Source organism: Pseudomonas sp. GW704-F2, from assembly GCF_059423025.1.
The window spans coordinates 107,711-125,815 of record NZ_JBWKXO010000013.1; the positions used below are offsets into that span (position 1 = coordinate 107,711).

The window sequence follows — 18,105 nt, forward strand, 5'->3', positions numbered from 1 at the left end:
AATGGAAGTTGTATGTGACCTGATCGTCTTGTCCAGCTTCACCCACCTGTCACCCTGATTCGTTTATGGTGCTTGTATCGTTACCTGCGAACAGGGCTGACGGTCTCCCCGCAAGGGGATAACACGCGACGCTTCCATCAATAACAAGCCCAAGCGGAGTACCACAGATGGCGTTCTTCACCGCAGCCAGCAAGGCCGACTTCCAGCATCAACTGCAAGCGGCACTGGCGCAGCACATCAGTGAACAGGCACTGCCACAAGTGGCGCTGTTCGCTGAACAATTTTTCGGCATCATTTCCCTGGACGAACTGACCCAACGTCGCCTTTCCGACCTGGCCGGTTGCACCCTGTCTGCCTGGCGCCTGCTTGAGCGCTTCGACCACACCGAACCCCAGGTGCGGGTCTACAACCCCGATTACGAACGTCATGGTTGGCAGTCGACCCACACCGCGGTCGAAGTGCTGCACCATGACCTGCCATTTCTGGTGGACTCGGTGCGTACCGAGCTGAACCGCCGCGGCTACAGCATCCACACCCTGCAAACCACCGTGCTCAGCACGCGCCGTGGCAGCAAGGGCGAATTGCTGGAAATTCTGGCCAAGGGCACCCAGGGCGAAGGCATCCAGCAAGAATCGCTGATGTACCTGGAAATCGACCGCTGCGCCAACGCCGCCGAACTGAACGTGCTGAGCAAAGAGCTGGAGCAGGTACTGGGCGAAGTGCGCGTGGCCGTGGCCGATTTCGAGCCGATGAAAGCCAAGGTCCAGGAACTGCTGGTCGGTATCGACGCCAGCCGGTTCAGCATCGACGGCGAAGAACAAGCCGAGATCAAGAACTTCCTGGAATGGTTGGTGGGCAACCACTTCACCTTCCTCGGCTATGAAGAGTTCGTGGTACGTGACGAGGCGGACGGTGGTCATATCGAATATGACGCTGGCTCCTTCCTCGGTCTGACCAAGCTGCTGCGCGCTGGCCTCACCGCCGACGACCTGCGCATCGAAGACTACGCTGTGTCCTACCTGCGCGAGCCGACCGTGTTGTCGTTCGCCAAGGCCGCACACCCGAGCCGCGTGCATCGTCCGGCTTATCCGGACTACGTGTCGATCCGCGAGATCGACGCCGACGGCAAGGTCATCAAGGAATGCCGCTTCATGGGCCTGTACACCTCGTCGGTGTACGGTGAAAGCGTGCGGGTGATTCCTTATATCCGCCGCAAGGTCGCGGAAATCGAACGCCGCTCGGGCTTCCAGGCCAAGGCGCACCTGGGCAAGGAACTGGCGCAGGTGGTCGAAGTACTGCCGCGTGACGACCTGTTCCAGACCCCGGTCGACGAGCTGTTCAGCACCGTGATGTCGATCGTGCAGATCCAGGAACGCAACAAGATCCGCGTGTTCCTGCGCAAAGACCCCTACGGGCGTTTCTGCTACTGCCTGGCCTACGTGCCGCGAGATATCTATTCCACCGAAGTGCGCCAGAAGATCCAGCAAGTGCTGATGGATCGCCTGAAAGCCTCGGACTGCGAATTCTGGACGTTCTTCTCCGAGTCCGTGCTGGCCCGTGTGCAACTGATTCTGCGGGTCGACCCGAAGAACCGCCTGGACATCGACCCGCTGCAACTGGAAAAAGAAGTGGTGCAGGCCTGCCGCAGCTGGCAGGACGACTATTCCAGCCTGGTGGTCGAAAGCTTCGGCGAAGCCCACGGCACCAACGTGCTGGCGGATTTCCCGAAAGGTTTCCCGGCCGGCTACCGCGAGCGTTTTGCTGCGCATTCGGCGGTGGTCGACATGCAGCACTTGCTCAGCCTCACCGAAGCCAACCCGTTGGTGATGAGCTTCTATCAGCCGCTGGGCCAGGCGTCCGGCCAGCGTGAGCTGCATTGCAAGCTCTACCATGCCGACACCCCGCTGGCGCTGTCCGACGTATTGCCGATCCTGGAAAACCTCGGCCTGCGCGTGCTGGGCGAATTCCCGTACCGCCTGCGTCATGCCAATGGCCGTGAGTTCTGGATCCATGATTTCGCGTTCATCGCCGCCGAAGGCGTGAACCTGGATATCCAGCAGCTCAACGACACCCTGCAGGACGCGTTCGTGCATATCGTCCACGGCGATGCCGAGAACGATGCGTTCAACCGCCTGGTACTCACCGCTGGCCTGCCGTGGCGCGACGTGGCGCTGCTGCGTGCCTACGCGCGTTACATGAAACAGATCCGCCTGGGCTTCGACCTGGGTTACATCGCCAGCACCCTGAACAACCACACCGACATCGCCCGCGAGTTGACCCGGTTGTTCAAGACGCGCTTCTACCTGGCGCGCAAGCTCACCGCCGACGACCTGGAAGACAAGCAGCAACGCCTGGAACACGCGATCCTCAGTGCCCTGGACGAGGTTCAGGTGCTCAACGAAGACCGCATCCTGCGTCGCTACCTGGACCTCATCAAAGCGACCCTGCGCACCAACTTCTACCAGACCGACGCCAACGGCCAGAACAAGGCGTACTTCAGCTTCAAGTTCGACCCGCGGGCCATTCCCGAGCTGCCCAAGCCAGTACCGAAGTTTGAAATCTTCGTCTACTCGCCACGGGTCGAGGGTGTCCACCTGCGCTTCGGTAATGTCGCGCGCGGCGGCCTGCGCTGGTCCGACCGTGAAGAAGACTTCCGCACCGAAGTGCTCGGCCTGGTAAAAGCCCAGCAAGTGAAGAACTCGGTGATCGTGCCGGTGGGCGCCAAGGGCGGCTTCCTGCCGCGCCGCTTGCCACTGGGCGGTAGTCGCGACGAGATCGCGGCCGAGGGCATCGCCTGCTACCGCATCTTCATTTCCGGCCTGTTGGACATCACCGACAACCTCAAGGATGGCGCCCTGGTGCCGCCGGTCAACGTCGTGCGGCATGACGGCGATGACCCGTACCTGGTGGTCGCGGCCGACAAAGGCACCGCGACGTTCTCCGACATCGCCAACGGTATCGCCATCGACTACGGCTTCTGGCTCGGCGATGCATTCGCCTCCGGCGGTTCGGCCGGTTACGACCACAAGAAAATGGGCATCACCGCCAAGGGCGCGTGGGTCGGTGTGCAGCGTCACTTCCGTGAGCGCGGCATCAACGTGCAGGAAGACAGCATCACCGTGGTCGGCGTCGGCGACATGGCCGGCGACGTGTTCGGTAACGGCCTGTTGATGTCCGACAAGCTGCAACTGGTCGCGGCCTTCAACCACCTGCATATCTTCATCGACCCGAACCCGAACCCGGCGACCAGCTTCGTCGAGCGTCAGCGCATGTTCGAGCTGCCGCGTTCGGCGTGGAGCGACTACGACACCAGCATCATGTCCGAAGGCGGCGGTATCTTCTCGCGCAGCGCGAAGAGCATTGCCATCTCGCCACAGATGAAAGAACGCTTCGACATCCAGGCTGACAAACTGACCCCGACCGAACTGCTGAACGCCTTGCTCAAGGCGCCGGTGGACCTGTTGTGGAACGGCGGTATCGGCACTTACGTCAAGGCCAGCACCGAAAGCCATGCCGATGTGGGCGACAAGGCCAACGACGCCCTGCGCGTCAACGGCAACGAGCTGCGCTGCAAGGTGGTGGGCGAGGGCGGTAACCTCGGCATGACCCAACTGGGGCGTGTGGAATTCGGCCTCAATGGCGGCGGTTCGAACACCGACTTCATCGACAACGCCGGCGGCGTGGACTGCTCCGACCACGAAGTGAACATCAAGATCCTGCTCAACGAAGTGGTGCAGGCCGGCGACATGACCGACAAGCAACGCAACCAGTTGCTGGCGAGCATGACCGACGAAGTCGGCAGCCTGGTGTTGGGCAACAACTACAAGCAGACCCAGGCCCTGTCCCTGGCCGCCCGCCGTGCCTACGAGCGTGCGGCCGAGTACAAACGCCTGATGAGCGACCTGGAAAGCCGTGGCAAGCTGGACCGCGCCATCGAGTATCTGCCGACCGAGGAGCAGCTCACCGAACGCGCCGCCACCGGCAAGGGCCTGACCCGTCCGGAGCTGTCGGTGCTGATCTCGTACAGCAAGATCGACCTCAAGGAAGCCCTGCTCAAGTCGCAGGTGCCGGATGACGAGTACCTGACCCGTGACATGGAGACCGCGTTCCCACCGAGCCTGGTGGCCAAGTTCGGCGAGGCGATGCGTCGCCACCGTCTGAAGCGCGAGATCGTCAGCACCCAGATCGCCAACGACCTGGTCAACCACATGGGCATCACCTTCGTGCAGCGGCTCAAAGAGTCGACCGGCATGAGCCCGGCCAACGTGGCGGGCGCCTATGTGATCGTGCGCGACATTTTCCATCTCCCGCACTGGTTCCGTCAGATCGAAGCCCTGGACCACCAGGTCTCCGCCGACGTGCAACTGGAGCTGATGGACGAGCTGATGCGCCTGGGCCGTCGTGCCACGCGCTGGTTCCTGCGCAGCCGTCGCAACGAGCAGGATGCCGGGCGTGACACCGCGCACTTCGGTCCGCACCTGGCCGCACTGGGTCTCAAACTCGACGAACTGCTCGAAGGCCCGACCCGCGAAGGCTGGCAGACCCGTTACCAGGCCTACACCGAAGCCGGCGTACCGGAGTTGTTGGCACGCATGGTTGCAGGCACGACGCACCTGTACACCTTGCTGCCGATCATCGAAGCCGCCGACGTGACCGGGCATGACGCCGCCGAAGTGGCCAAGGCCTACTTCGCCGTCGGCAGCGCCCTGGACTTGCCATGGTACCTGCAGCAGATCAGCGATCTGCCGGTCGCCAACAACTGGCAGGCCCAGGCTCGCGAAGCCTTCCGCGACGACGTGGACTGGCAGCAACGGGCGATCACCATTTCCGTACTGCAAATGGCCGAAGCGCCACAAGACATGGAAGCCCGCGTGGCCCTGTGGCTTGAGCAGCACCAGGACATGGCCGATCGCTGGCGCGCAATGATGGTGGAAATCCGTGCTGCGGTCGGCACGGACTACGCCATGTACGCGGTGGCCAACCGTGAGTTGCTTGACCTGGCATTGAGCGGTCAGTCGGTGCTGGCATCGGTTTGATCGAGCGGTAAACAACTGTGGGAGGGGGCTTGCCCCGATAGCGATGGATCAGTCAACACCTGTATGACTGATCCACCACTATCGGGGGCAATCCCCCTTCTTCATTGTGAGCACCATCGACTTGGGATCAGTGGTGCTTGAGTAGTCGGGTCTCCAGGTGATCCAGGTGCCGGGTCATCAAGTTCACCGCAATGCCAGAGGCCCGTTGCTCGATGGCATCGACAATCGCCACATGCTCCTGCCACGCACAATAGCTGCTGGCTTGCGCCTCGTACTGGGCAATGATCAGCGACGTCAACGGCACCAGGCTGTTGAGAAACTGCGCCAACGGCGCATTCCCCGCCATCGCCGCCAATTGCAGATGAAACTCCCCCGACAAGCGAATCGCCGGCCCACGCTGGTCGCGTTCAATACAATCACGCTCGCGGGCAATCAGCTCGCGCAACTGGCGGATCTGCATCGGTGTGGCCTGGGCGCAGGCCAGTTGTACCACCGTGATCTCCGTCAACCGCCGCGCTTCCAGAATCTGCCGCGTCTGCTGGGCATCCGGTGCGGCTACCTGGGCGCGCTGGTTGGGGCGCAGGATGATCACGTGCTGGTGCGACAACTTGGCCAACACCCGGCGAATCACGCTGCGGCTCACTCCGAAGGTTTGGCCCATGCTTTCCTCGGTCAACCGGGTGGACGGGGCGATGCGCTGTTCGAGAATGGCGTCGAACAGCCGTGGGTAGATGTCATTCACCGAGGGCTTTTTACCGGCCACCAGGCACATGGCGGGCAGGCCGGTGATGGGCAGGTCGCGTGGCAAGGCGTGGGCGGTCATGGCCGGTCTCCAAAAATCAACTGCCCAGATGGTCGTCCGGGATGGTCAAGCGAATGCCCATGCGCAGGCCTTCCTGGAGGATGTGCTTGCGCATTTCGGCACTGGCCAGGGCGCTGTTCTTGTTGCGGATGGCGCGCACCACGGCATCGTTTTCCTGCAGGCGTTCTGCCAGGTGTTCCGGGGAGTTGCGCAGCACCTGTGCGCTCTGCTTGAGAGCGTTGCTGGTTTGTTGCACCACGTTCTGGAAGATCGGGTTGGAGGTGAGGGCGAACAGTTCTTCGTGGAAGGCAATGTAGGCATTCATCCCGGCTTCGGCGTCGCCAGCGTCGAGGGCTTCGCGCATGTCCATCAGGGTCAGGCGCAGTTGGCCAACCTCTTTGCTGCTGATGGATTGGGCCACCAGGCCGACAATAAACGGTTCGAGGGTGTAGCGCAGTTGCAGGATATCTTCGAGGCTGGCGTCGGCCACGGCGTCGCTCGATTGCGCCTCGTTGACGTGGGTTTCGAGCACCACCACGCCTTTGCCGGGCATCGAGCGCACCAGGCCGAGGGTTTCCAGCACGATCACGGCTTCACGCAGGCTGGGGCGGCTGATGCCCAGCTGTTCGGCCAGTTCACGCTGACCGGGCAGCATTTCACCGCGCCGCCACTGGCCCCGCGCTAGGGAGGCGCGGAGTTTTTCTACGACTGAATTGACGACGGTTGAGGGGGTGACCACGTCGATTGCTCCTTGATGTTGCGAATACAATTGCCACAAAGGCGACGATTGAGTGTGGGAGAGAGCAAGCTCCTTCCCACTGGTGATCTGTGTCGCTGATGCCAATGGGTCAGAACTCCTGGTGCGCGGGCACTACCGGCTTTTTAGCCTGGAACGCATAGCCCTGCTGGCCGGCGAGTACCTTGTTGGCGCGCTGGATATCGATGTCTTTTTCCCAGCGCGCAATGGCCACGGTGGCGACGCAGTTGCCGATCAGGTTGGTCAATGCACGGCCGATGCCCATGAACCAATCCACCGCCAATACCAGCACCAGGCCGACCACCGGAATCGCCGGGATGGCCGTGAGTGTCGCCGCCAGAATCACCAGCGCCGACCCCGGAATGCCATGGGCGCCCTTGGAGGTGATCAACGATACCAGCAGGATGGTCAGCAAGTCGGTCATCGACAGCGGTGTGCCGGTAGCGTTGGCGATAAACACGATGGCCAGGGTCAGATAGATCGAGAAACCGTCGAGGTTGAACGAATAGCCTGTCGGAATCACCAGGCCCACGGTGGAACTGCCGATGCCCAAGTGTTCCAGTTTACGCATGATCTGTGGCAGCACCGCGTCGGATGAGGCGGTGCCCATCACGATCAGCAGCTCTTCGCGCAGGTACTTGAGCAGCGGCAGCATGCGCAGGCCGGACAGGCGCATCACCAGGCCGAGGATCACCCCGACAAACATAAAGCAGGTCAGGTAGAACAGGCCTACCAGGCTGCCCAGGTGCTGCAGTGAGTCCAGGCCGTAGGTGCTGGTGGTAAAGGCGATCGCGCCGAACACGCCGATCGGCGCCAGGCGCACGATCATGCCCATGATGCGGAAGATCACGTGACTCAGCTCGTTGATCAGCCGCGAAATGCCCGACGCCGCTTCACCCACCAGGTTCAAGGCGCTGCCGAACAGCACCGAGAACAGCAGCACTTGCAGCACGTTGTTGTCGGCAAACGCACCGATCACCGAGTTGGGGATCAGGTCCATCAGGAACTGGCTGGTGCCCTTGATGTGTTGGCCCTTGTCGGCCAGTTCATGCAAGCCGGCGGAGGACAATTGCTCCAGGTGGATATTCGCACCGCTGCCGATGCCGGTGCTGAAGGCCATGAGCAGGCCGATCACCAGGGCGACGGTGGTCAGCACTTCGAAATAGATCACCGACTTGAGGCCGATGCGCCCGACCTTTTTCAAGTCGCCGGCGCCGGAGATACCGCTGACCACCACGCAGAACACGATCAGGCCAATCAACATCTTGATCAATTTGATGAAACCGTCACCCAGGGGTTTGAGTTGCGAGGAGAATTCGGGAAGGGCCAGGCCGCAGAGGATGCCGAGCATCAGACCGATCACGACTTGCAGGAAAATCGAACGCGAGCACCATCTGAACATGGGAGGGATCTCTATTCGGTGCCCTGGTGGGTCCAGGGCTTAATTGTTGTGGTCATACCGGTAAGTCCAGTGCGTGGCCAGTCTACGCTGGGTTTTTTCCAGGTCACAAGTGATTTTCGCGGCTTGTCCGGTTGCGGTCTGACCAGTTGCTCTGCGAGGGCGGTGCTTGAGCGGTTGACGGGGCGCAAATTTTTTCGCTTATCATCCGCCGCTGAGTACGCGAGGTGACGGATGGACAAACCAGGACTGACCACCAACGACGCAGGGCTGACCCATTGCAGTTGGCGTACCGCTGCGCCGGAATATCCGCATTACCACGACCATGAATGGGGCGTGCCGGTGGCGGATGACATTCAGTTGTACGAGAAGATTTGCCTGGAGGGGTTTCAGGCAGGGATGGCGTGGATCACCATCCTGCGCAAGCGCGAGCATTTTCGGCGGGCGTTCGACGGTTTTGATTTCCGCCGTGTGGCGCAGTACGGCGAAGCGGATATCGAACGCCTGATGGCTGACCCTGGCATTGTGCGCAACCGCGCGAAGATCGTCTCGACCCTCAACAATGCGCGCAGGGCGTGCGAGTTGGTGGCGGAAAGCGGTTCGTTGGCGAAATGGCTATGGTCGTTCGAACCGACGCCAGACGAACGCCCGGCGCGGGTGGATCTGGCGTATTGGAGCGCCAACCCGACGTCACCGGCTTCGGTGCGCTTGTCGAAGGCCTTGAAGAAACGCGGGTGGACCTACGTGGGGCCGACCACGATGTATGCGTTGATGCAGGCGACGGGGATGGTCAATGACCATCTTGAAGGCTGTGCCTGCCGCGAGCCGATCGAAGCACTGCGCCGTCGATTCAATCGCCCTTGAGTCTCGCAGCGGTGCTATTCGTGCGCCAGAGGGGTGAGCACCTCAGCCTTGTCATCCAGCACCATCACCACCAGCAGTTTCGCCGGTCGGGTCTGGCTGGCATTGCTCGACTCGAAGTGCCGCGAGCCCGCCGGTTCGTAGAATGACTGGCCGGCCGTGTAGGTGATCGCCGGTTCATCGTTGACCCGCGACGTGATCGCGCCCTCCAGCACGTAAGCCACGGCAGTGCCGGTATGGCTGTGGGGCACGGTGGCCTGGCCCGCGGCGTAATCGACGCTCAGCATGATGGTTTTCTTGCCGGGCACGTTGCTCAGGGCGTGCTCTTGCAGAACCTTGATCGACTCCTGGTTGTACACCGGTTCATGGGCGAAGGCACTGAACGAGGCCAGTATCAGGGCGGTTGCGAGTGAGCGTTTCATGGCGAGTTTCCGAGTCGTTCGAGAGGTCTTCACCCTACGCCGCGTGCTCCCGCCGACCAATGACCAATCCAGCCGAAAAACCTCTAGCCAATCTGCTGGAGAATGTCGCGCACCTTGTCCAGGGCCGGGTCGATGTCCAGGGTTTCGATCGCGCCGAAACCGATGATCAGGCCCGGGCGTACTGGCGTGTCGTGAAAAAACACGTCGAGCGGGTACAGGCCCACGTCGACCTGGCGTGCCAGCTGCATCAACAACGCAATATTCACCGGCACCTTGCACAGGGCCGCCATATGAAAACCGGCCACGGTGGGCACCGCTTCGAACCACGGCGCCAGGTCGCCCGCCAGGCGCTGCAGGATGCGCTCGCGGCGCCCGGCATACACGCTGTGGCAGCGGCGAATATGCTTGAGCAGATAGCCTTCGCTGATGAACTTGGCCAACGCCCATTGCGGCAAGGTGGAGCTGTGTTGATCGGTCAATTGCTTGGCCTTGAGCACCGCGCCATAAAGGGCTGGCGGCAGTACCGCATAGCCCAGGCGCAACTCCGGCAGCAGGGTTTTGGAGAAGGTGCCGACGTAAGTCACCACGCCTCGGGTGTCCATGTTTTGCAGGGAGTCGGTGGGACGGCCTTCGTAGCGGAATTCGCTGTCGTAGTCGTCTTCGATAACCATCGCCCCCAGCTCGAACGCACGGGCCAGCAGGGCTTCACGGCGTGCCTGGCTCATGGGCATGCCGAGGGGGAACTGGTGGGACGGTGTCACATAGATCAGCCGCGCACCGTCGGGGATCCGCTCGACCTGAATGCCCTGATCGTCGACGGGCACGCCGATGACGTTTGCCCCCATCGCCATGAACAACTGGCGCGCGGGGGTGTAGCCGGGGTCTTCCATGGCGACGATGCTGCCCGGCTCCAGCACGACGCGGGCGATCAGGTCGAGAGCCTGCTGCGCGCCGTTGGTGACCACGATGTCGTCGGCGCTGCATTTGACCCCACGGGAAAACGCAATGTGCCCGGCGATGGCGCTGCGCAACGCCGGCAGGCCTTCGGTCTGGCTGTAGAGGCCACTGTTCTGGGCAATACGGCGCAGGGCGTCCTGGGTGCAGCGTCGCCATTCGTCCTGGGGGAATTGGTGGCGGCTGGTGGCGCCGCCGAGGAATTCGTAGCGCAGGGCACTGTCGCGCGTGGGGTGATGCATGGGTGAGGGCAGTGCCTGCCACTTCGCCAGGTTGGCGGCGCAGGCCAGGTCGGTGGCGGTTTGCAGGCGTTCGGTCGGCGGAGTGCGGCTGTTGACGAAGGTGCCGTGTCCGATCTTGCCCACCAGCAGGCCTTCGTAGGTCAGGGTGGCGTAGGTGTCGGACACGGTCTTGCGTGACACGCCCAGTTGCGCGGCCAGCAGGCGGCTGGGCGGCAGTTGCGCCCCGGCGGCCAGGCGGCCGGAGTCGATGGCTTCGCGCAGTTGCTGGTAAAGCTGTTCGGCCAGGTCCTTGCGGCCGTTGATGATCACGTGCAGTTCCATGTTTTTCCTGAGGGGCTGAGTCGGTCCAAGACTACTCGCTGGCGACGTTTGCTCCAAAGGGGCTGTATGACAACGCGATAAAAAAAGTGGGAGCGGGCCTGCTCCCACCTGCGGATTGTGCTGCTTATGTGGTCAGGACAGGAAACCACCGTCCACGTTCAGCGACACCCCGGTGGTGTAGCTGGATGCATCGCTGGCCAGGTACAGCACCGCGCCGGCCATCTCACTCGGGTCCGCTACGCGCTTGAGCGGGATCTGCGCCAGGGCCATTTTCAGGATCGCGTCGTTCTTCACCAGCGCCGAGGCGAACTTGGTGTCGGTCAGGCCTGGCAGCAGGGCGTTGCAGCGGATGCCGAATTCGGCGCACTCCTTGGCGAACACCTTGGTCATGTTGATCACCGCGGCCTTGGTCACCGAGTAGATGCCCTGGAACACGCCCGGCGAGATGCCGTTGATCGAGGCCACGTTGATGATGCTGCCGCCGCCGTTTTCGCGCATCAGCTTGCCGGCTTCCACCGACATGAAGAAGTAGCCGCGAATATTCACGTCCACGGTTTTCTGGAAGGCGCCCAGGTCGGTGTCCAGCACGTTGCAGAATTGCGGGTTGGTCGCGGCGTTGTTGACCAGGATGTCCAGGCGGCCGAACTGCTCGCGGATGCCGGCGAAGACCTGGCTGATCTGCTCCATTTCACCGATATGGCAGGCAACCGCAGTGGCCTTGCCGCCGTCGGCGATGATCGCATCCGCTACGTGCTGGCAGCCTTCCAGCTTACGGCTGGACACGATCACGTGGGCGCCTTGCTGGGCCAGCAATTTGGCGATGGCCTCACCGATGCCACGGCTGGCGCCGGAGACAAAAGCGATCTTGCCGTCGAGGTCGAACAGGTTGGTCTTGGACATGGGGGTTCCTTGTGGGTCTTGGCTCGGTCGATCAGAGGGCGGATTTGCCGATGACATTCAGGCTCATCTGCTCCAGCAGCTTGTTCATCTGAATGAACTGCGCAAAGCGTTTGTCCTGGGTCTGTCCATGGAAAAAACGGTAGTAGATCTGCTGCACGATGCCGGCCAGGCGGAACAGGCCGTAGGTGTAGTAGAAGTCGAAATTGTCGATCTCAAGGCCGGCGCGCTCGGCGTAATAGTCGACGAACTGGCGACGCGTGAGCATGCCCGGTGCGTTGCTCGGCTGGCGGCGCATCAGTTGCACGGGCGCCGGGTCGGCGGCTTCGATCCAGTAGGCGAGGGTGTTGCCCAGGTCCATCAGCGGGTCGCCGAGGGTGGTCAGCTCCCAGTCCAGCACGCCGATGATCTGCATCGGGTTGTGCGGGTCGAGGATCACGTTGTCGAAGCGGTAGTCGTTATGCACGATGCTGGAAGTGGGATGGTCGGCTGGCATCTTGTCGTTGAGCCAGGCGCGCACGGCCTCCCAGCGAGGTGCGTCGGGGGTCAGGGCTTTTTCGTAGCGGTCGCTCCAGCCGCGGATCTGGCGTTCCACGTACCCCTCGGGCTTGCCCAGGTCGGCCAGGCCGCAGGCGTTGTAGTCCACTTGGTGCAGTTCGACGAACTTGTCGATAAAGCTTTTGCACAGCGCTTCGGTCCTGCTCGCGTCCAGGCCCAGTTCGGCCGGCAGGTCGGAGCGCAGGATGATGCCGTTGACGCGCTCCATCACATAGAACTCGGCGCCGATCACCGATTCATCGGTGCAATGCACGTAGGCCTTGGGGCAGTAGGGAAAGCCGTCTTTCAGCTGATTGAGAATGCGGAACTCGCGACCCATGTCATGGGCCGATTTGGCCTTGTGCCCGAACGGCGGGCGGCGCAGCACGAATTCCTGGCCCGGGTATTCCAGCAGGTAGGTCAGGTTGGACGCACCGCCGGGGAATTGGCTGATCTTGAGCGTGCCGCTCAGGCCCGGGATATGGGCCTTGAGGTAGGGATCGATCAGGCTGGCATCAAGTTCTTCGCCTGGGCGGATCTGGGTCGATTGGTCGTTCAGCGCCATGCTTATCCCTTCTGCTTATTCTAAAGGCCTCGGACTATTGGCTAATCTAATGCGCCCAGCCGCCCGGCCACAAGGTCGGGGCGGCTTAATAGGTTCGCGTGTTGGATGATGATCAGCGTGCCTGATCGGTCATTTTTCGGGCGGGGGCAAGGCGACCGGCGTCAGCACCGGCCGGCCGGCGAAGTACTCCAGCAGGTTGTCGGCCACCCGTTGCACCGTATCGTGGGCGGCTTCCGGCGACAGCCCGGCCACATGGGAGGTCAGCACGGTATTGCTCAGGCGCTTGAGGGCATCGGGCACCTTGGGCTCGTCGTCGAACACATCCAGTGCCGCGCCGCCGATACGGCGCTGTTCCAGGGCGGCGACCAGGTCGGCGGTCACCACCACGCTGCCACGGCCGATATTCACCAGGTAGCCGTTCGGCCCCAATGCATCCAGGGCATGCCGATCGATCAGGTGGCGCGTGCCCGGGCCGCCGGGCGTGGCCAGGATCAGGAAGTCCGAGGTGTGTGCCAGCTCCACGGCGGTCGAGCAATAGATGTAGTCCACGTCATCGCGCGGCTGGCGGTTGTGGTAACTCACCTGCATGCCGAACCCGAGGGCGGCGCGCTTGGCGATCTCCAGGCCCACCGCGCCGAGGCCGAGAATCCCCAGTTGCTTGCCGCCCAGGGAAGGGCGCATCACTTTGGGCCACTCGCCGTGGCGCACTGCCGCGTCCGTTTGCGGAATGCCGCGCACCAATGACAGCAGCAAGGCCATGGCGTGGTCCGCCACCGAAGGCGCGTTCACCCCGGCGCCGTTGGTCACCACGATCCCGCGGTTGCTTGCTGCCTGCAGGTCGACATGCTCATAGCCGGCACCGATCACGCAGATGATCTCCAGCAACGGCAGCGCGGCGATTTCTTCGGCATACAGGCCCAGCGGGCCACGCGTCAGTACGGCCTTGATCTGCCCGCCGTGGGCCTTGATGGCCTGGGCGCGTTCGGCGGGCGTCGGTGCCAGGATCACATGAAAGTCATTGCTTTCGATGATGGGCAGGTATTCGTTGATGGTTTCGACCAGGACCAGAACAGTGGTTGTCATCGGACGGCTCTTCCTGAAGGTTTTGAGAGCAAGAGTATGCGGGATTTGTCAGCAAAATCGCTTTGCCGTGGCAGAAAAATCGTCGTAGGGCCGAGCTTGCAGGTGTTGGGGGCGACGCGTGCCCCCTACGGTATTGCGTTGTCAGAAACTGATCGCGGCGGCGCTCACGCGTTGCACAAACGCCCCGGCCAACGTGGCATTGTGATGTTCGATGATCGCCGCCGCCGACAGCGTTGCAGTGTCCATGCAGGTGTGGCCGTCTTCGGGCAGTATCACCGAGAACCCCAGTTCGACTGCGACGCGGCAAGTGGTATCGATGCAGAACTGGGTTTTCATCCCGACAATCACCAGCTTATTGAGCTGCATCGCGCGCAGTCGCTGCGCCAGATCGGTGCCGAGGAAACAACTGGGCCGGGTTTTATTGAAGAACTGGTCACGCGCTTCATCGACATCCAGCTCATGCCACACCTGCCAATACGGGCTGCCCGCGGCAATCGCGGAGCCCGCCGGGCCTGTGTGGCGAGCGACGAAGATCGGTGCGCCGGCGTGGCGCGCGCGCCCGATCAGTTGGTTGATGGTCTGCAGCACCCGTTCGCGTTCGAAGGGGTGCTCCGGGCCATCGTACAGGCCGGTTTGCATATCGATGATCAGCAGGGCGTCAGCCATGGTGTTGCTCCTTTCGCGTGCCGGATGGCGGCGCAATAAAAAAGGCCCCGTCCATTGCTGGCGGGGCCTTGGGTTGAATCCGTGAGGTGTCTAGTTCAAGCACCCACAGCAACCGCACGACCCGCCGGAAGCGGTCGTGGTGGTGGTGCGGGTGAGGTGCTGCTGAAAAAGGTTCATGGCCGATCATGCTGGGGCATAAGTTTGGCTGTCAAGCGTCGCAGGCAACTTCTTATAAGGCGTGACGATATTTCGGGCATCCACAAGGGACTCGTCTGACACGTGACTACCCAGGGGGCTCTTCACGCCAAGCGCGCAAAAAAATAGCCGACAACCTCGTCCTTGAGCCTCTGCACCGCTTAACCATTCCTCAGCTAAGCCTTTGCTTATTTAAAAGAATCCCGGACAATCGCGCCCCTGTTATAGCCGGGGCGCTGCCTGTCAGGTTTTTCTGACTCGTGCCGGCTGTGGAAATGCGGAGATCCGACTGGATGAATGATCAGGCCAATAGCGTCGACGAACGCTATGTCACGACACCTGTAATCCTTACAAGCTGGAGCCGTCAGGACACCACCTGGATGCTTGGCTTGTTTGGCACGGCGATTGGTGCCGGCACTTTGTTTCTACCTATCAACGCCGGCCTCGGCGGCTTCTGGCCGCTGGTGATCCTGGCGCTGCTGGCCTTCCCGATGACGTTCTTTGCCCACCGTGGCCTGACGCGTTTCGTGCTGTCCGGCCGTGAAGGTTCCGACATCACCGACGTGGTCGAAGAGCATTTCGGCGTCAAGGCCGGCGCGCTGATCACCTTGCTGTACTTCCTGGCGATTTTCCCGATCCTGCTGATCTACAGCGTGGCGCTGACCAATACCGTCGGCAGCTTCATGGAGCACCAGTTGCACATCATGCCGCCGCCACGGGCGATCCTGGCGTTTGTGCTGATCCTCGGCCTGCTGGCCGTGGTGCGTTGCGGTGAGCAGGCGATCGTCAAGGCCATGAGCCTGATGGTGTACCCGTTCATCGTCGCCTTGCTGTTCCTGGCGGTGTACCTGATCCCGCACTGGAACGGCGGCATTCTCAGCACCGCCAACGTGGTCCCGGCGCCTTCGGCGTTGCTCAACACCTTGTGGCTGGCGATTCCGGTGATGGTGTTCTCGTTCAACCATTCGCCGATCATCTCGGCCTTTGCGGTGGACCAGAAGCGTCAGTATGGCGCGCATGCCGATGAGCGCAGTTCGCAGATCCTGTCGCGCGCGCACCTGTTGATGGTGGCGATGGTGCTGTTCTTCGTGTTCAGTTGCGTGCTGACCCTGTCGCCGGCGCAACTGGCTGAAGCGAAAGCACAGAACCTGTCGATCCTGTCGTACCTGGCCAACCACTTCGACAACCGGACCATCGCCTTCGCCGCGCCGCTGATTGCGTTCGTGGCGATTGCCAAGTCGTTCCTGGGCCATTACATCGGCGCCAGTGAAGGCCTCAAGGGTCTGGTCGCGAAAACCGGCCGGCGTCCGGCACCGAAGACCCTGGACCGCATGACCGCCGCCTTCATGTTGGTGGTGTGCTGGATCGTCGCCACGCTCAATCCGAGCATCCTTCGCATGATCGAGACATTGGGCGGGCCGATCATTGCGTCGATCCTGTTCCTGATGCCGATGTACGCGATCCGCAAGGTGCCGGCGATGGCCAAGTACCGCGGGCAGGCGTCCAACGTGTTTGTCACGGCGGTCGGCCTGGTGGCGATTACTGCGCTGATTTACTCGCTGCTCTCCTGACCGCACGCTGCACCGAACAGGGCCGATTCGCACGCGTGGCGAGTCGGCCTTTTTTTCGCTCGGAAAACCTGACACGGCGCAACCGCCGCACGGCAATGGGCGCTAAGCTGGAACACATTTTTAGCCAGGATGGATGGGGCCGATTGAACACTGAAACCGATACGCCCGTTGTCGCTGCGTCGAAGCGAACCCAGGACATAATTGCCGGCTTATCGATTGCCGGTTTGCTGTTGCCGGAGGCGGTGGCCTATTCCAGCATTGCCGCGCTCCCGCCCCAGGCCGGTGTGATTGCCTTGTTTGCCGGGCTGGTGTGCTACGGCCTGTTCGGCACCAGCCGTTTCGCGATCGTCTCGGCGACTTCGTCGTCGGCAGCGGTGTTGGCGGCGGCAACGGCCAGCCTGGCGGGGGATGACCCGGCGCTGAGGCTGTCCCTGGCCTTCGGGCTGGTGCTGATCATTGGCGTGTTTTTTCTGCTGGCCGGGCTGTTTAAACTCGGTGGCGTCACTTCGTTTATCGCCAAGCCAGTGTTGCGTGGGTTTGCCTTCGGCCTGGCGTTGACCATCATCCTCAAGCAACTGGCCAGTGTGGTGGGCGTCCACCTGACCGATAACAACCTGATCCGCTTCCTGCCGCAGTTGCTGGAGCAGTTGCCGAACTGGAACTGGCCCGCCGCGCTGGTGGCTGCGGTGGCCTTGCTGGTGTTGTGGTTATGCGCCCGCGTTCCGCGCCTGCCCGGCGGGCTGGTGGTGATCGTGCTCGGCGTTATTGCCGGCCAGGGCCTGAACCTGCAGGCCCACGGCGTCGCGCTGATCGGCCTGATCGACCTGCGCCTGGAGCTGGGGCATTTGCCGGTACTGCCGTTTGCCGATTGGTTGCGCCTGGGCGAGTTGGCGTTTGCGTTGGTCATGATTTTGTACGCAGAGTCCTACGGTTCCATCAGTTCGTTCGCTCTCAAGCACGGCGACCGGGTGTCGTCCAACCGCGACTTGCTGGCGCTGGGCGCGGCCAACCTGGTGTCTGGGTTGTTCCACGGCATGCCGACGGGCGCCGGGTATTCGGCGACCTCGGCGAATGAGGCGGCTGGCGCCTATTCGCGTTTGGCGGGGATCGTCGCGGCGCTGGTGATCCTGGCGATTGTGTTGACGGTGCTGCCGTATGTTGCGCTCACGCCGGAGCCGGTGTTGGCGGCGGTGGTCATCTATGCCCTGGGCCGGGGTTTGAGCCTGCAGCCCCTGGGGCGTTACTTCCTGTGGCGACGCGACCGTTTGCTGGTGGTGTGTGCGGTGGCGGCGGTGCTGGTGCTCGGCGTGCTGGATGGCTTGTTGTTGTCGGTCGGGATCAGCGTGGTGTTGATGTTGCGCCAGATGTCGGCGGCGGATATCCAGGTGCTTGGGCGCCTGGGCGACACTCATGACTTCGTGGACCGTCAACACCATGCCGATGCACTGACCGTTCCCGGCGTGTTGATCATACGGCCAAGCGAGGCGCTGTTTTTTGCGAATGCCGAGCGCATCCTCGGCGCCGCTCTGCGCCTGATGCGTCAGTCATCCGCGCAGACGGTGGTGTTGAGCCTGGAAGAGTCCCCCGACCTCGACGGCACCAGCGTCGAAGCGCTGGCCGCTTTTTTTGCCCAGGTGCGCGGGGAGGGCAAGCAACTGGTGCTGGCACGGGTGCGCCATGACGCCCATGAAGTCTTGCAGGCGCTGCCCGAGGCCCAGGCGCCCGAGGTGTTGCTCAGCGGCTTGAGCGTTGATGGTGCGGTGCAACTGGCGTTGCACAGCCATCCCCAGGCATAAA

General features: G+C 62.3%; 13 protein-coding genes. 4 read left to right on the top strand and 9 right to left on the bottom strand.

From position 1 onward, the window contains the following. The first annotated feature begins 167 nt into the window (after positions 1–167). Positions 168–5,036, top strand: coding sequence for an NAD-glutamate dehydrogenase (locus tag AC07W0_RS13630; protein ID WP_102617569.1), 4,869 nt, complete (start codon positions 168–170; stop codon positions 5,034–5,036). 127 nt (positions 5,037–5,163) lie between these two features. Here AC07W0_RS13630 and AC07W0_RS13635 read toward each other — a convergent pair whose 3' ends face one another. The 3 genes from AC07W0_RS13635 to AC07W0_RS13645 all read right to left on the bottom strand — a co-directional run bounded on the left by AC07W0_RS13635 (position 5,164) and on the right by AC07W0_RS13645 (position 8,012). Then, positions 5,164–5,859, bottom strand: coding sequence for a GntR family transcriptional regulator (locus AC07W0_RS13635; RefSeq protein ID WP_102617568.1), 696 nt, complete (start codon positions 5,857–5,859; stop codon positions 5,164–5,166). A gap of 16 nt (positions 5,860–5,875) precedes the next feature. Further along, complete coding sequence (locus AC07W0_RS13640; RefSeq protein WP_017846479.1) at positions 5,876–6,577, bottom strand: FadR/GntR family transcriptional regulator; 702 nt, start codon at positions 6,575–6,577, stop codon at positions 5,876–5,878. 109 nt (positions 6,578–6,686) lie between these two features. Further along, positions 6,687–8,012, bottom strand: a complete 1,326-nt coding sequence (locus AC07W0_RS13645; protein WP_173677810.1) for a C4-dicarboxylate transporter DctA — start codon at positions 8,010–8,012, stop codon at positions 6,687–6,689. Positions 8,013–8,228: 216 nt separating this feature from the next. Here AC07W0_RS13645 and AC07W0_RS13650 point away from each other — a divergent pair, with 216 nt between their 5' ends. Then, entirely contained in the window at positions 8,229–8,858 is a 630-nt protein-coding gene (locus AC07W0_RS13650) for a DNA-3-methyladenine glycosylase I (protein ID WP_102617566.1), read from the top strand. A gap of 14 nt (positions 8,859–8,872) precedes the next feature. Here the strand turns inward: AC07W0_RS13650 and AC07W0_RS13655 are convergent, their stop codons facing one another. The 6 genes from AC07W0_RS13655 to AC07W0_RS13680 form a co-directional block, all read right to left on the bottom strand. Next, positions 8,873–9,277, bottom strand: coding sequence for a cupin domain-containing protein (locus tag AC07W0_RS13655; protein ID WP_017846476.1), 405 nt, complete (start codon positions 9,275–9,277; stop codon positions 8,873–8,875). Between the two features lie 83 nt (positions 9,278–9,360). Further along, the gene (gene pdxR, locus AC07W0_RS13660; protein WP_102617565.1) at positions 9,361–10,794 is read right to left on the bottom strand and encodes a MocR-like pyridoxine biosynthesis transcription factor PdxR; all 1,434 of its coding nucleotides are present in this window, start codon (positions 10,792–10,794) and stop codon (positions 9,361–9,363) included. Positions 10,795–10,926: 132 nt separating this feature from the next. After that, positions 10,927–11,694, bottom strand: coding sequence for an SDR family oxidoreductase (locus tag AC07W0_RS13665; protein WP_017846474.1), 768 nt, complete (start codon positions 11,692–11,694; stop codon positions 10,927–10,929). Positions 11,695–11,725: 31 nt separating this feature from the next. Next, entirely contained in the window at positions 11,726–12,793 is a 1,068-nt protein-coding gene (locus AC07W0_RS13670; RefSeq protein ID WP_046383649.1) for a phosphotransferase family protein, read from the bottom strand. A gap of 129 nt (positions 12,794–12,922) precedes the next feature. Next, positions 12,923–13,876 carry a 2-hydroxyacid dehydrogenase gene (locus AC07W0_RS13675; protein WP_017846472.1) on the bottom strand — a complete coding sequence of 318 codons (954 nt, stop codon included), beginning with the start codon at positions 13,874–13,876 and terminating at the stop codon, positions 12,923–12,925. Positions 13,877–14,017: 141 nt separating this feature from the next. Next, positions 14,018–14,542 (bottom strand): cysteine hydrolase family protein, encoded by a 525-nt coding sequence (locus tag AC07W0_RS13680; RefSeq protein WP_102617564.1) that lies wholly within the window; start codon positions 14,540–14,542, stop codon positions 14,018–14,020. Positions 14,543–15,030: 488 nt separating this feature from the next. Here AC07W0_RS13680 and AC07W0_RS13685 point away from each other — a divergent pair, with 488 nt between their 5' ends. Both AC07W0_RS13685 and AC07W0_RS13690 read left to right on the top strand, forming a co-directional pair. Next, positions 15,031–16,308 carry a serine/threonine transporter gene (locus AC07W0_RS13685; RefSeq protein WP_057004649.1) on the top strand — a complete coding sequence of 426 codons (1,278 nt, stop codon included), beginning with the start codon at positions 15,031–15,033 and terminating at the stop codon, positions 16,306–16,308. A gap of 143 nt (positions 16,309–16,451) precedes the next feature. Continuing rightward, on the top strand, positions 16,452–18,104 hold the full coding sequence (locus AC07W0_RS13690; RefSeq protein WP_102617563.1) for a SulP family inorganic anion transporter: 1,653 nt from the start codon (positions 16,452–16,454) through the stop codon (positions 18,102–18,104). The last annotated feature ends 1 nt before the right edge of the window (position 18,105 follow it).

What these genes read in the sequence shown, in the direction of transcription:
- AC07W0_RS13630 (WP_102617569.1), top strand. Translation starts at nt 168, where the DNA reads ATGGCGTTCTTCACCGCAGCCAGCAAGGCCGACTTCCAGCATCAACTG.
- AC07W0_RS13635 (WP_102617568.1), bottom strand. Translation starts at nt 5,859, where the DNA reads ATGACCGCCCACGCCTTGCCACGCGACCTGCCCATCACCGGCCTGCCC.
- AC07W0_RS13650 (WP_102617566.1), top strand. Translation starts at nt 8,229, where the DNA reads ATGGACAAACCAGGACTGACCACCAACGACGCAGGGCTGACCCATTGC.
- AC07W0_RS13655 (WP_017846476.1), bottom strand. Translation starts at nt 9,277, where the DNA reads ATGAAACGCTCACTCGCAACCGCCCTGATACTGGCCTCGTTCAGTGCC.
- pdxR (WP_102617565.1), bottom strand. Translation starts at nt 10,794, where the DNA reads ATGGAACTGCACGTGATCATCAACGGCCGCAAGGACCTGGCCGAACAG.
- AC07W0_RS13665 (WP_017846474.1), bottom strand. Translation starts at nt 11,694, where the DNA reads ATGTCCAAGACCAACCTGTTCGACCTCGACGGCAAGATCGCTTTTGTC.
- AC07W0_RS13670 (WP_046383649.1), bottom strand. Translation starts at nt 12,793, where the DNA reads ATGGCGCTGAACGACCAATCGACCCAGATCCGCCCAGGCGAAGAACTT.
- AC07W0_RS13675 (WP_017846472.1), bottom strand. Translation starts at nt 13,876, where the DNA reads ATGACAACCACTGTTCTGGTCCTGGTCGAAACCATCAACGAATACCTG.
- AC07W0_RS13680 (WP_102617564.1), bottom strand. Translation starts at nt 14,542, where the DNA reads ATGGCTGACGCCCTGCTGATCATCGATATGCAAACCGGCCTGTACGAT.
- AC07W0_RS13685 (WP_057004649.1), top strand. Translation starts at nt 15,031, where the DNA reads ATGAATGATCAGGCCAATAGCGTCGACGAACGCTATGTCACGACACCT.